The following is a 12801-nucleotide window of genomic DNA, read 5'->3' as shown; positions in this document are numbered from 1 at the left end:
GTCTTAGCTTTGGTTTAATGGTAAGGTAATAATGAAACGAGTAAATTGTTCTAGCTCAGATTCCACTTCAATTCTGCCTAAATGTTGTGCAACTATTTGTTGGCAAACGGTTAATCCTATCCCTAAACCAAAATTCCCCTCCCGTTTGGTGGTAAAGTTTAGTTGGAATATTTTCTCAATAATCTCGGGTTTTATGCCAGGGCCGCTATCTTCAATGATTATTGATATGTAACTGGGAGAGGCTTCGTTGTAGCGGCTAGTAATGGAAAGTTTGCCACGGTTTCCCATTGCGTCTAAGGCGTTGGCGATGAGGTTAGTCCACACCTGTTGCAGCGCTATTGGATGACAACGATAAACGGGTAATAAGCCGTAGTTGCACTCAACTTCAAAGCCGCGCAGGCGATTTTCTAGAATCACTAGGGTTTCGGCGATGCCTTCGTTTAAGTCAGCGAGTACCGGTTGTTCTGGGTCTTGACCTGCATAGTGCTTAAGGCCTTTGACCAGCCCAGCTATGCGAGAAGCGCAAACTTGAATATTTCGTAAAAAGTTACCGATTTGATGGTAGCTAGATAGTGCGTTGATGAGTTCAGCGCAGTCTTCATTGTCACTACATTGCAAATACTGTTGCCGAAAGTCGGGTCGGTCTAAACCAATCGTCACTGCTTTTCTAGCGGTAATAGGGTCTCCAAATAAATCTACTGAATTACTGCTGCGCTGGCGGATCTCACTTGTGGACATTGGCGTGAGGGTAAATGCCGCCTCAAGCAGTTGCTGGCCCAGTTGCTGTTGCTTAGCGCTTAAGGGGCTATTAAGTACCTGTGGCAATTGTTTAGCAATGGTATCGCTGCCGCGATTGATGGCTGCCACCGGATTATTTAACTCATGGGCAATGCCAGATATTAGCTGACCAAGCACAGCCATTTTTTCTTTTTCTATCAGCTGCTCGTGAGCTGAATCTAAGGAGTTTAAGGTGCTTTGTAAAGTGAGTTTGGTATGAATGCTCTTTTGCAGACGCCGATTAAAGTGGCGTAACAGTAGATTAGTAAACAAAGGCAATAGATGGTTGCTTGAATCTAGCACCTTGGCAAAGGTTACTCTGTCTAGCTTAATCACGTCGGTACGCATAGTGGTAACCGCGCTGGTAAAACCTAATTCGCCAGTAACAAAAGACATACCGCCCACTAAGGAGCCGGCTTGCATTCGCGCCACTTCTAGGGTTTGTTCATCTTGTTGTTTCTTTAATACCACCTCACCTTTTGCGATGAACCATAAATACTGGTTGGCTTCTCCTTCTTGAGTGAGCAAATGGTTGGCGCTGTAGGTGCGGCACAAATGGTCTTCATCATTGTTTTGGAAAAAAGCATACAGTGCAGTAATCACTTGTTCAGAAAGCTCTTGGTCACTTAATGCTGTGTAGTCAAAGAAGTTAGCGCGAAACTGCGCTACGTGTTCGGCCAGCTGTTGCTCCAGCCAACGTTGTTGTTGGTGATGATCGGCGATAGGCCAATGTAGCCTCAATTGCTCCTCTAGATGGCGGTCATCATCTTCGGGAGACAGCACATGCATTGGGGTGAATTTGTTTACTAACTCACATAGCTGCTTAGCGCTAGGCAATTGGTCAGCGTAAAAAATCACGTTGGCGGCTTGTGCCGAAGGGTGTTTAAGTAACTGGTTAAAATGGAGTTGCTGTTGATTGCTTTGCAACAATGAAACATCAACAACCACTAAGGCAAGCTGGTGTTGTGATAGTTGCGGATGAGCAGGGTAAGATGAAATACGCCAATAATGCCAAGGCATATCTTGCTGCTCTAGCTGTAGTGGCCATGCGTGTTGGCTAATAATCAGTAAGCTATGTAGGGTATTCATGCTAGTTCTAATCAATGCTTATTGTTGAATATTATAGGCTTACAAATCCCAAGGTTTTGCGAGCTGCTTAAAGGTTCCTAGGCTAGCCTATTGCAATGTGGTTAGCGATTGAACAAATTTTGTAGATTAGCTTGTTTTTTAATAGCCCTTGAGTATAATACCGCGGCTCACTAATTTAGTGGCTGAGTTGCTTCGGCAATTCATCAGTTAGCCTGTTAAAGGGTTAGCTACTAACAGTGCTTCCGATTTGGAAGCAAACGTTATTCGTCGCATGCACTGCCATCCCCAAATTTTGGATAAGGATGTCGTTGGTGTGTGTTAGGTTCTTTAATTTTTTATTTGGAGCTCTGTCAATGCAGAACCAAAGAATTCGAATCCGCTTGAAAGCATTTGATCACCGTCTGATCGATCAATCTACTGCGGAAATCGTAGAAACTGCCAAACGCACTGGCGCTCAGGTTCGTGGTCCTATTCCACTTCCTACTCGTAAAGAGCGTTACACCATTCTGGTATCTCCGCACGTTAACAAAGACGCGCGTGATCAGTATGAAATTCGCACCCACAAGCGTCTAGTAGACATCGTTGAGCCAACTGATAAAACAGTTGACGCTTTGATGCGCCTTGACCTTGCTGCTGGTGTAGATGTGCAAATCAGCTTGGGCTAAGCCTGAGTCTGTTTAATAAGAGGTTTTTACAATGATTGGTCTAATCGGTCGTAAAGTTGGAATGACTCGTATCTTCACTGAAGATGGCGCTTCTATTCCAGTTACCGTAATCGAATGTGAGCCAAACCGCGTTACTCGTGTTATCACTGAGGACAGCGACGGTTACCGCGCTCTGCAAGTGACCACCGGCGCTAAAAAAGCAAGTCGTGTTAGCAAACCAGAAGCGGGTCAATTCGCTAAAGCTGGTGTTGACGCGGGTCGCGGCCTGTGGGAATTCCGTCTAGCAGACGGTGAAGGCGAAGAAGTTAACGTAGCTGATGAGCTAAAAGTTGACTTGTTCAATGAAGTTAAAAAAGTAGACGTTACTGGTACTTCTAAAGGTAAAGGTTTCCAAGGCGGTGTTAAACGCTGGAACTTCGCTACCCAAGATTTTACTCACGGTAACTCTTTGAGCCACCGTGCTCCTGGTTCTATTGGTCAAAACCAAAGCCCAGGTAAAGTATTTAAGGGCAAGAAGATGGCCGGACATATGGGTGCTGAGCGTGTAACTACGCAAAACCTAGATGTTGTACGTGTTGATGTTGAACGTAACCTGATTTTGGTTAAAGGTGCCGTACCTGGCGCTACCAATGGTAACGTGATCATTAAACCTGCTGTTAAAGCGTAACGTTAGGAGATAGTAATGGAATTGGTATTGAAAGACGCGCAAAGCGCTCTTGAAGTTTCCGAAACTACCTTCGGACGTGACTTTAACGAAGCGTTGATTCACCAGGTAGTAACTGCATATGCTGCAGGTTCTCGCCAGGGTTCTCGCGCTCAGAAAACACGTTCTGAAGTATCAGGTGGTGGTAAGAAACCATGGCGTCAGAAAGGTACAGGCCGTGCACGTGCCGGTACAATTCGTAGCCCTATTTGGCGTAGCGGCGGGGTGACCTTTGCAGCTAAGCCACAAGATCACAGCCAAAAAGTTAACAAGAAAATGTACCGCGGCGCAATCCGCAGCATCTTGTCTGAACTTGTTCGTCAAGAACGTTTGATTGTGGTTGAAAAATTTGCTGTTGAAGCGCCAAAAACTAAAGAATTAGTTGCTAAGTTGAAAGACTTCGACCTTAACGATGTATTAATCGTTACTCCAGAAGTTGATGAAAACTTATTCTTGGCCGCACGTAACCTATATAAAGTAGACGTACGTGATGTAGCTGGTATTGACCCAGTTAGCTTGATTGCCTTTGATAAAGTGTTGGTAACTGCTGATGCAGTTAAACAAATTGAGGAGTGGTTAGCATGATCAGCGAAGAACGTTTGTTGAAAGTTCTAGTAGCTCCACATATCTCTGAAAAGAGCACTATGTCTGCTGAAGCCGATAACACTATCGTATTCAAAGTAGTGAAAACCGCTACTAAAGCAGAAATCAAAGCTGCAGTTGAAAAACTATTCGAAGTTGAAGTTACTGGCGTTACTACCTTGAACCAAAAAGGTAAAACTAAACGTCACGGAGCTCGTTTCGGTCGCCGTAACGACGTGAAGAAAGCGTATGTAACCTTAGCTGAAGGTGCAGACATCGACTTCACCGGTGCCGCAGAGTAATAGGAGTATTCTTAAATGGCTATTGTAAAATGTAAGCCTACATCTGCTGGTCGTCGCCACGTTGTTAAAGTGGTTAATACTGACCTGCACAAAGGCAAGCCTTACGCTCCTTTGTTGGAAAGTAAGTCGAAATCTGGTGGTCGTAACAACCGCGGTGTAATTACCGTGCGTCATATCGGTGGTGGTCATAAGCAACACTACCGTTTGATTGACTTCAAACGTAATGACAAAGATGGCATTCCTGCGAAAGTAGAACGTCTTGAATATGATCCAAACCGCAGTGCTCACATTGCATTGGTATTATTCGCTGACGGTGAACGTCGTTATATTTTAGCACCTAAAGGTGTTAAAGCAGGCGCTGCTATTGCTTCTGGTGTTGATGCACCAATCGAAGCAGGTAACTGTTTGCCAATGCGTAACATGCCAGTAGGTTCTACTGTGCACGCGATTGAAATGAAGCCTGGTAAAGGTGCCCAAATGGCACGTTCTGCTGGTGCTTACGCTCAAATCGTTGCACGTGATGGAGCATACGTAACTCTACGTCTACGTAGTGGTGAAATGCGTAAGATATTATCTGATTGTCGCGCTACTCTAGGCGAAGTAGGTAATGGCGAGCACATGCTACGTAAACTTGGTAAAGCTGGTGCAACGCGCTGGCGTGGTGTTCGTCCTACCGTTCGCGGTGTGGTAATGAACCCGGTTGATCACCCACACGGTGGTGGTGAAGGTCGTACATCTGGTGGCCGTCATCCAGTTACTCCATGGGGTGTACCTACCAAAGGTTACAAAACTCGTAAAAATAAGAGTACGGATCAATATATCGTACGCCGTCGTTCTAAGAAATAAGGGGAATCGCCATGCCACGTTCTCTCAAGAAGGGTCCATTCATTGACCTACACTTGTTGAAGAAGGTAGAGAAAGCGGTGGAAAGCGGGGACAAGAAACCATTGAAAACTTGGTCTCGTCGCTCAATGATCATTCCACAAATGATCGGTTTGACCATCGCTGTCCATAATGGTCGTCAGCACGTTCCAGTATTTGTTACCGATGAAATGATCGGTCATAAACTGGGTGAATTCGCGCCAACTCGTACTTATCGCGGCCATGCTGCTGATAAGAAAGCGAAGAAGAAGTAGGAGTATAAATAATGGAAGCTTTAGCTAAACATCGTTTTGCTCGTGGTTCTGCGCAGAAAGCTCGCCTGGTTGCAGATCAAGTACGTGGTCTACCAGTTGAAAAAGCACTTGTTACATTGCAATTCAGCAGCAAAAAAGCAGCAGGACTTGTTAAGAAAGTTCTAGAATCTGCTATTGCTAACGCTGAGCACAATGAAGGTGCTGATATTGATGAGTTGAAAATCACCAAAATCTTCGTAGATGATGGTCCAACTCTAAAGCGTATTCGTCCTCGTGCTAAAGGCCGAGCCGACCGTATTATCAAGCGTACCAGCCACATCACTGTGGTTGTGTCTGATAACTAGGAGATAAGCAATGGGTCAGAAAGTACATCCTAATGGTATTCGCCTAGGTATCGTAAAACCATGGAATTCAACCTGGTATGCCGATAAAGGTGAATACGCAGACAACCTTTTCAGTGACCACAAAGTGCGTCAATTCTTAACTAAAGAATTGAAAAGCGCTTCTGTGTCTCGCATTACTATTGAACGTCCTGCTAAGAGCATTCGTGTGACTATTCACACTGCTCGTCCAGGTGTTGTAATTGGTAAGAAAGGTGAAGATGTTGAGAAACTTCGCAAGAACGTAGCCAAATTGGCTGGCGTACCTGCGCAAATCAATATCTCAGAAGTTCGTAAGCCTGAGTTAGACGCTAAATTAGTAGCAGACTCTATCTCTAGCCAGCTAGAGCGTCGTGTTATGTTCCGTCGTGCTATGAAGCGCGCAGTACAAAACGCAATGCGTCTTGGCGCTAAAGGTATCAAGGTTCAAGTTAGTGGTCGTTTAGGCGGTGCAGAAATTGCTCGTGCTGAATGGTACCGTGAAGGTCGTGTACCACTACACACTTTACGTGCTGATATCGATTACTCAACTTCAGAAGCGTTGACTACTTACGGTATCATCGGCGTTAAAGTTTGGATCTTTAAAGGCGAAGTTCTTGGCGGAATGCCATTGGCTGCAGCACCTGAAGCTCCTTCTAAGCCGAAGCGCGGTAACAAGCGCAACGCTAAATAGGAGAACCGGGAATGTTACAACCAAAACGTACTAAATTCCGTAAGCAACACACTGGTCGTAACCGTGGTTTAGGCAAAGGACAAAACGTGTCTTTTGGCGACTTCGGTCTTAAAGCGACTGGTCGTGGCCGTCTTACTGCTCGTCAGATCGAAGCAGCACGTCGTGCGATGACTCGTCACATTAAACGTCAAGGTAAAATCTGGATCCGTGTATTCCCAGACAAGCCGATTACTCAAAAGCCTCTTGAGGTTCGTATGGGTAAAGGTAAAGGTAACGTGGAATACTGGGTAGCCCAAATTCAGCCAGGCAAAGTCCTGTATGAAATGGACGGTGTATCAGAAGAACTTGCACGCGAAGCTTTCGAGCTTGCAGCGCGTAAGCTACCTTTAAGCACTACTTTTGTAACGCGGACGGTGATGTAATGTTAGCTAACGAACTTAAAGATAAAAGTGTTGAAGAGCTTAAAGCTGAGCTACTAAACCTGCTTCGTGAGCAATTCAACTTGCGTATGCAAGCAAGTACTGGCCAATTGGCTCAAACTCACTTGCTTAAAAACGTACGTCGCGATATAGCGCGTGTGAAAACAATTCTGAATCAGAAGGCAGGTGCGTAATGAGCGATATCCGTACATTGCAAGGTAAAGTAGTTAGCGACAAAATGGACAAGTCTATTGTTGTTGCTATTGAGCGTCAGGTTAAACACCCTATCTACGGGAAATACACCAAACGCACTACTAAGCTACACGCTCATGATGAAGCTAACGTTGCCGCTCAAGGCGATGTAGTTACCATCAGAGAATGTGCTCCAATCTCTAAGACTAAGTCTTGGACTTTGGTAGACGTAGTAGTTAAAGCCTAAGCTTTAAAACTATGAAAAAGGCTCCCAATGGGAGCCTTTTTTCGTTTATTAATAATAATTATATTATTATTTTTTTTTGCAGCATGAAGCATTTTTTTCACCTGCAATTCCAATATTTCCTAATTGCATGTGGCCCGCTGAGCTGGCAGTATCAGTTAGTTATAGGAAGTACATCAGGTAATGGAGTCACCGTTTAGGTTCATGGAAGAGCAGAAGTCGTCACAAAATAGAGAGAGCAAAGAAGTCGATTTACGTCATCTCTTTGTTACTTTGTGGCAAGCAAAATTAAACATTATCTTGGTTGTGATGGTCACGTTGCTGCTAAGTATGTTGTATGTAAAAGCACTGCCTTCTTTATACCAAGCATCCTCCAAGCTAATGATCGGTTACAGCCAAACCAAAATGGTAGCTGTAGAAGATGTCTACAACTTCGATACCCAAGCTGAAGCTTACTTTAATACCGAAACAGAAATTCTCCGTTCTGAGCGTATCGCACTAGCGGTTATTCATAAGTTAGATTTACAACATCATCCCGAGTTTTTACGTAAACCTATCGCCCCTTGGCGTTACTGGTGGCAGGTTGTTACGCTTGGTTATAGCTCCCAGTTTAGTAGTGCTAATTCGCCAAGCGAAGCACAATTACTGAAGGTGTTTAAAAGCCGCTTATCAGTATCTCCTTTACCTAAAAGCCGTTTAGTCGAAATCAAGTTTAGAAGCTGGGACAAACTGCTGGCTCAGCAAGTATCTATTGCCGTAGCTGAAGCCTATATTGAATATCACCGCAGCTCTAGCGAAGCGGCCACCGATCAAACCATTGGTTGGTTGTTGCAAGAGCTTAATCGCTTAAAGTCTGCTCTACAAAGCTCCGAGGTTGAACTGCAACTGTACCGTGAGCAAGAAAACCTCGTCGATCAGGAAGGTATTTTAGGGCTTATCGGTAAGGAGCTGCAGCAACTGACAACTCAGCAATTGGAAGCTCAGCGGATTAAAAGTGAGGCCAGCGCACTATGGAATCTAGTAAGGCGTACCGCTACAGGTGATTTAGATAAGCTCACCTCGCTAAATGAGATCCAGCGTGACCCTATGGTACAGAGTATCAAGCGCCGAAGAATTGAGCTGGAATTAGAACAAGCCGACTTAGCTAAGCGTTATGGACCTAAGCATCCTAAGCGCGTGTCCTTGACGGGAGAGATCTCAAGGGTTGAATTAGAGCTACGCAGCCAAACCGATTTTATTATCTCTGGTATCGAGAAAAGCTATCAATCAGCGGTGGCGCGTGAAGCAGCTTTATCTGAATCTTTACGTTTAGCCAAGGTGAGGTATCAAGACCTAAGCCGCAAAACCACTCGCTTTAATCAGCTAACACGCGAAATTGAAAGTAATACCCGACTGTATAACACCTTCCTTGAGAAGTTTAAGGAAGCTGAAGCTGCAGAGGGCTTTAATCGTGGTTACGCTCAATTGGTAGATAGCGCTCGGATCCCAGAGTCTCCAATTAAACCTAAAAAAGCGATTATAGTTATATTGGCCGGCATGCTTGCCGGTATTTTGAGTGTGGTGTTTGTGTTACTTAGACAGGCTATGTCGCGCACGTTCTCAACGGTTGATGAGCTGGAAAATGCGCTAAGTGTTGAAGTGATTGCTGAAGTACCAAAAGTGAAGGTGCGTAGCAACAAATGGCTCAGACAAGGTGTTCACCCTTGGTTGGGAGAGCCGCTGCGCTCGTTGCGAGCCCGTCTACAAATGCGGCCAAACCGTGGCCAAGTAGTGTTGTTTACCTCTGCTTTAGAAGGTGAGGGCAAAACCAGCTTAACCATTCAAACCGCGTCGGCTTGTAGTGATGTAGAAAAAGTATTGTTGATCGATGCTGACTTGCGCCGCGCTTCGGTTTCTACCTACTTAAACTACTCTTTATCACAACCGGGCTTAACCCACTTACTCGCCCGCACCCATTCTGTATCGCAATGTATTCACCGTGATAACCAGTTAGGTTTTGATGTACTAACCGCCGGTTTGATTGACCGACACTCTACCTCTTTATTAGCCTCTAAAAAGTTCAAGCTGTTGCTTAAGGGGCTGCGTCAGCACTACGATCGCATTGTTATTGAAACCGGCCCATTAATGCAAGTAAGTGATGCGGTTATGGTTGCACCTTCGGTTGACGCCACGTTGTTGGTTGTACAGGCGGAACGTACTGATGGTAAATCAATCGAAAACGCTTTGAATAAGTTGGCGAGGATGGATTTAGAAATATCCGGTGTGGTATTTAATAAAGTTGCCCGCAATAAACGTGCTTACGATTACGACCTACCTTCTGTGCATTTGGTTGAGCGCAGCCCAAAAGTGGTTCCGCTACGCGAAGACAAATTCCGCAAACAGGGTTAAATCCTGCCTTAGGCTGGAGAGTTATTTAGTTTTGGTATATGGTTGTGCCGCACTATATAGGAAGGGCCCATGCCAGCAACTTACACCACCACGCCGCATGCGTTTAGTTATTTAGATTTTGAACGCGAAGCTTGGTCAACACTCCGTCAATCCGTACCGCTTACTCTTACCGAAGATGACCTTGAAAGCATTCGTGGTATCAATGAAGCATTGTCCTTGCCTCAGGTTGTCGATATTTATCTGCCATTGTCTCGATTGCTCAACCTTTACGTTAAAGCCCGTCAAGATCGCCGGGAAGTATTAGCTAACTTTTTAGGCAGCGGCCAACACGTTCCTTATATTATTGGTGTTTCTGGCAGTGTCGCCGGTGGAAAAAGCACTACTTCGCGGATTTTGCAGGCGCTACTACAGCGTTGGCCAGAGCACCCTAAAGTAGACATTGTTACTACCGATGGCTTCCTGTTGCCTAACCAAGAGCTAGAAGCGCGCGGATTAATGCAGCGTAAAGGTTTTCCTGAAAGTTACGATCAAAAAGCCTTAGTTGATTTTGTGGCGGCACTTAAATCTGGTAAGGAAAGTGTTGCGGCGCCGGTTTATTCTCACCTTTCTTACAACATCGTAAAAGACAAGCAGATTAAAGTTGAGCAGCCAGATATTGTTATTCTTGAAGGTTTAAATGTGTTGCAATCAGCTCGTGATTACCCAAATCAACCTCGGCAGGTATTTGTTTCCGATTACTTAGACTTTTCGATTTTTGTTGATGCAGAACCAGAGCTGCTGGAAACGTGGTATATCGAACGTTTTCAAAAGCTACGAGCTAGCGCATTTACCCATCCAAATAACTATTTTCACCATTATGCCCGGTTAAATGAAACGGAGGCTGGGCAGGTAGCCAAGCAAATCTGGTCATCAATTAACTATGTTAATTTAATTGAAAATATTCTCCCTACCCGAGAGCGCGCTGATTTGATATTAGAAAAAAGTGCTAACCATGAAGTAAGTCGGGTTCGTTTAAGAAAATGAGTGTAGTTTCCTCGATACAAAGTGATGTTGATTTAAGCTCCTACAATACCTTTGCTTTAGCGGCTAAAGCTAAGCATTTTGTTGAATTAAAACATGCTAAAGACATCAAAGAGCTCATTGCCTGGGCTGGAGCCAAACAACTGCCGTGGATGGTGATTGGTGGAGGCTCTAACTTACTGCTTCTGGAAGATTTTAGCGGGCTGGTGATAATTAATCAGATGCGCGGTATAGAAGTTATTGAGAATGCAGACAGCTACACCATCAAAGCCGCAGCTGGAGAAGATTGGCATCAGTTTGTTCAATGGACTATCAGCCAAGGAATGCCGGGCTTAGAGAACCTAGCGCTTATCCCCGGAACTGTAGGTGCGTCTCCCGTGCAAAATATAGGCGCATACGGAGTTGAGTTAGCCGATCTATGCAGTGAGGTAGAGTTTTACTCTTTAGTGACCAACAGCATGCAAACTCTCAGCAAAAAACAGTGCGAATTTGCTTATCGTGACAGTATTTTTAAAGCTCAGTTAAAAGACCAAGTTATCATCAGCAAGGTTACCTTTGAGCTTAGTAAGTCTTGGGTTGCGAAGCGTGACTATGGTGGTTTAAGGTTACTGGCCGAAGATGTTAGCGCTCAGGGTGTGTTTGACCAGGTGTGCAAGATGCGCATCAGTAAACTTCCTGAGCCTAAGGTATTAGGTAATGCCGGTAGCTTTTTTAAAAACCCCTTGGTTAGCCAAGATCATCTTTCAAGGTTGTTGTCTCGTTATCCAGAGATGCCAAATTATCCAGCAAGCAAAGGGCAGTCTAAGTTAGCTGCAGGTTGGCTAATTGACAAACTCGGTCTAAAAGGCTTTTCAATAGGCGGCGCTGCTGTGCATCAAGATCAGGCTTTAGTGTTGGTTAACAAAGCTAATGCTGAAGCTGGGGACATACTCACACTATGTCGCCACATACGCCAGCAAGTGTGGCAAAGCTTTGCTGTGTTGCTACAGCCAGAAGTTCGCTTTATTAAGCATTCTGGTGAGATAGAACCAAGCGCGGTATTAGGCAAGCCCGATGCAGCAGAGTAAACCTTATCAGCTAATAAGCGCACTCTCATCGGGTGAGTTTTGCTCTGGTGAAAGTTTAGCCCAGCAGCTTGCGGTTTCTCGAACCACTGTTGCTAGCTATATCAAGCAATACTCGGCTCTGGGCTTAGATATCTACAGTGTGAAGGGTAAAGGTTACCGGCTAGCAGAACCTCTCTCTTTATTGGATTCCGAAGTCTTAGAGCAGGTACTAGCCAGTAATAAGCCCTTGGTTTTCGACCAAGTAGATTCGACCAATGCTTGGCTAATTAGCAATATAAGCAGTGCTGAACATGGCCAAGTAGTTCTTGCCGAATACCAAAGTGCTGGTCGCGGCAGGAGAGGACGAGCATGGCAAACACCTTATGCTGGTCAACTTTGTATGTCGTTGTTGTGGCGCTTACAAGATGGCATTGAAGCTGCCATGGGCTTAAGCCTTGCTGTAGGGCTAGCTATTGTAGAAGCTTTAGAAGAGGCAGGTTTTAAAGATTTAGGCTTAAAGTGGCCGAACGATATTTATCTGAGCGGTAAAAAGCTGGGTGGAGTATTGATCGAGTTGCAAGGCCACGCTAATAGCGAAGTTAGTTTAGTGGTTGGCTTGGGGGTAAATGTTAGAGTGGCGAGTCTTCAGGCGGAGCAAATTGACCAAGCTTTCGCTCAGTTAGAAACTCATGCTAAATCCCGGATAAACAGAACCGAGTTAGCCATAGCCATTGTTGAGTCTTTGAATCGGATGTTCGAGGTATTTAGGTTACAGGGCTTTGCTGCGTTGCAACAACGTTGGAATCGCTACGATATTTTTGCTGATCAATTGGTAAGCTTGCGTTTTTCTGAAGAACGACAGCTAAAAGGCAAGGCTAAAGGCGTAGATAAACAAGGCCAATTACTGCTTGAAATAAACGGTGAGCAACAGGCATTTATGGCCGGTGAAGTATCGCTACGCGGCCAATAATTGAGCCTGCTGGCTGATTTTTGCGCGTTCACATCAATCCTTAGTTTTTTTTTCCATTTGGTAGTTGCATTTAATAAATGCATTACATAGAATGCGCAGCACTTAAGCGATGCCGATTTAGCTCAGTTGGTAGAGCAACTGACTTGTAATCAGTAGGTCGCCAGTTCGACTCCGGCAATCGGCACCATCTCTTAAGTGTAAGGCTTCACCTTGTT

Annotated in this window: 16 protein-coding genes and 1 tRNA gene; 16 read left to right on the top strand and 1 reads right to left on the bottom strand. The window is 44.9% G+C overall.

Annotated elements, in window-relative coordinates; translation table 11 throughout:
* Window positions 1-3: 3 nt before the first annotated feature.
* Window positions 4-1866, bottom strand: a complete 1863-nt coding sequence (locus K5609_RS18875; protein ID WP_221074967.1) for an ATP-binding protein — start codon at window positions 1864-1866, stop codon at window positions 4-6.
* A 353-nt stretch (window positions 1867-2219) separates the two neighbouring features.
* On the opposite strand from K5609_RS18875, the gene rpsJ reads away from it, so the two are divergent.
* From rpsJ to K5609_RS18795, 16 genes are all read left to right on the top strand, one after another.
* Entirely contained in the window at window positions 2220-2531 is a 312-nt protein-coding gene (gene rpsJ / locus K5609_RS18870) for a 30S ribosomal protein S10 (RefSeq protein WP_137674375.1), read from the top strand.
* A 31-nt stretch (window positions 2532-2562) separates the two neighbouring features.
* Window positions 2563-3198, top strand: a complete 636-nt coding sequence (gene rplC, locus K5609_RS18865; RefSeq protein ID WP_137674374.1) for a 50S ribosomal protein L3 — start codon at window positions 2563-2565, stop codon at window positions 3196-3198.
* A gap of 15 nt (window positions 3199-3213) precedes the next feature.
* Entirely contained in the window at window positions 3214-3819 is a 606-nt protein-coding gene (rplD, locus tag K5609_RS18860; RefSeq protein WP_016403495.1) for a 50S ribosomal protein L4, read from the top strand.
* The gene (gene rplW / locus K5609_RS18855; RefSeq protein WP_016403496.1) at window positions 3816-4118 is read left to right on the top strand and encodes a 50S ribosomal protein L23; all 303 of its coding nucleotides are present in this window, start codon (window positions 3816-3818) and stop codon (window positions 4116-4118) included. Before rplD ends, rplW begins: the two co-directional genes overlap by 4 nt.
* 15 nt (window positions 4119-4133) lie before the next feature.
* A complete protein-coding gene (gene rplB / locus K5609_RS18850; RefSeq protein WP_163134086.1) occupies window positions 4134-4964 on the top strand; it encodes a 50S ribosomal protein L2 in 831 nt (276 codons plus the stop codon).
* An 11-nt stretch (window positions 4965-4975) separates the two neighbouring features.
* Window positions 4976-5254 carry a 30S ribosomal protein S19 gene (rpsS, locus tag K5609_RS18845; protein WP_026959667.1) on the top strand — a complete coding sequence of 93 codons (279 nt, stop codon included), beginning with the start codon at window positions 4976-4978 and terminating at the stop codon, window positions 5252-5254.
* Window positions 5255-5265: 11 nt separating this feature from the next.
* Window positions 5266-5598 carry a 50S ribosomal protein L22 gene (rplV, locus tag K5609_RS18840; RefSeq protein WP_016403499.1) on the top strand — a complete coding sequence of 111 codons (333 nt, stop codon included), beginning with the start codon at window positions 5266-5268 and terminating at the stop codon, window positions 5596-5598.
* A 10-nt stretch (window positions 5599-5608) separates the two neighbouring features.
* Window positions 5609-6307, top strand: coding sequence for a 30S ribosomal protein S3 (rpsC, locus tag K5609_RS18835; RefSeq protein WP_163134085.1), 699 nt, complete (start codon window positions 5609-5611; stop codon window positions 6305-6307).
* An 11-nt stretch (window positions 6308-6318) separates the two neighbouring features.
* Window positions 6319-6729, top strand: a complete 411-nt coding sequence (gene rplP / locus K5609_RS18830; RefSeq protein WP_163134084.1) for a 50S ribosomal protein L16 — start codon at window positions 6319-6321, stop codon at window positions 6727-6729.
* Window positions 6729-6920 (top strand): 50S ribosomal protein L29, encoded by a 192-nt coding sequence (gene rpmC, locus K5609_RS18825; protein ID WP_163134083.1) that lies wholly within the window; start codon window positions 6729-6731, stop codon window positions 6918-6920. Before rplP ends, rpmC begins: the two co-directional genes overlap by 1 nt.
* On the top strand, window positions 6920-7165 hold the full coding sequence (gene rpsQ / locus K5609_RS18820) for a 30S ribosomal protein S17 (RefSeq protein WP_016403503.1): 246 nt from the start codon (window positions 6920-6922) through the stop codon (window positions 7163-7165). The genes rpmC and rpsQ overlap by 1 nt, the downstream gene beginning before the upstream one ends.
* A 180-nt stretch (window positions 7166-7345) precedes the next feature.
* On the top strand, window positions 7346-9550 hold the full coding sequence (locus tag K5609_RS18815) for a GumC family protein (RefSeq protein ID WP_221074966.1): 2205 nt from the start codon (window positions 7346-7348) through the stop codon (window positions 9548-9550).
* Between the two features lie 69 nt (window positions 9551-9619).
* Complete coding sequence (coaA, locus tag K5609_RS18810; RefSeq protein ID WP_221074965.1) at window positions 9620-10573, top strand: type I pantothenate kinase; 954 nt, start codon at window positions 9620-9622, stop codon at window positions 10571-10573.
* Window positions 10570-11637, top strand: coding sequence for a UDP-N-acetylmuramate dehydrogenase (gene murB / locus K5609_RS18805; RefSeq protein ID WP_221074964.1), 1068 nt, complete (start codon window positions 10570-10572; stop codon window positions 11635-11637). The genes coaA and murB overlap by 4 nt, the downstream gene beginning before the upstream one ends.
* Window positions 11624-12586 (top strand): bifunctional biotin--[acetyl-CoA-carboxylase] ligase/biotin operon repressor BirA, encoded by a 963-nt coding sequence (gene birA, locus K5609_RS18800; protein WP_221074963.1) that lies wholly within the window; start codon window positions 11624-11626, stop codon window positions 12584-12586. Before murB ends, birA begins: the two co-directional genes overlap by 14 nt.
* Window positions 12587-12697: 111 nt before the next feature.
* Window positions 12698-12773: transfer RNA gene (locus K5609_RS18795), tRNA-Thr, on the top strand.
* Window positions 12774-12801 lie beyond the last annotated feature (28 nt).

The organism is Agarivorans aestuarii, from assembly GCF_019670125.1.
Lineage (GTDB): Bacteria > Pseudomonadota > Gammaproteobacteria > Enterobacterales > Celerinatantimonadaceae > Agarivorans > Agarivorans aestuarii.
Note: the sequence above shows the minus strand (reverse complement) of the source record. Positions and strands in the feature narration are given on the sequence as shown.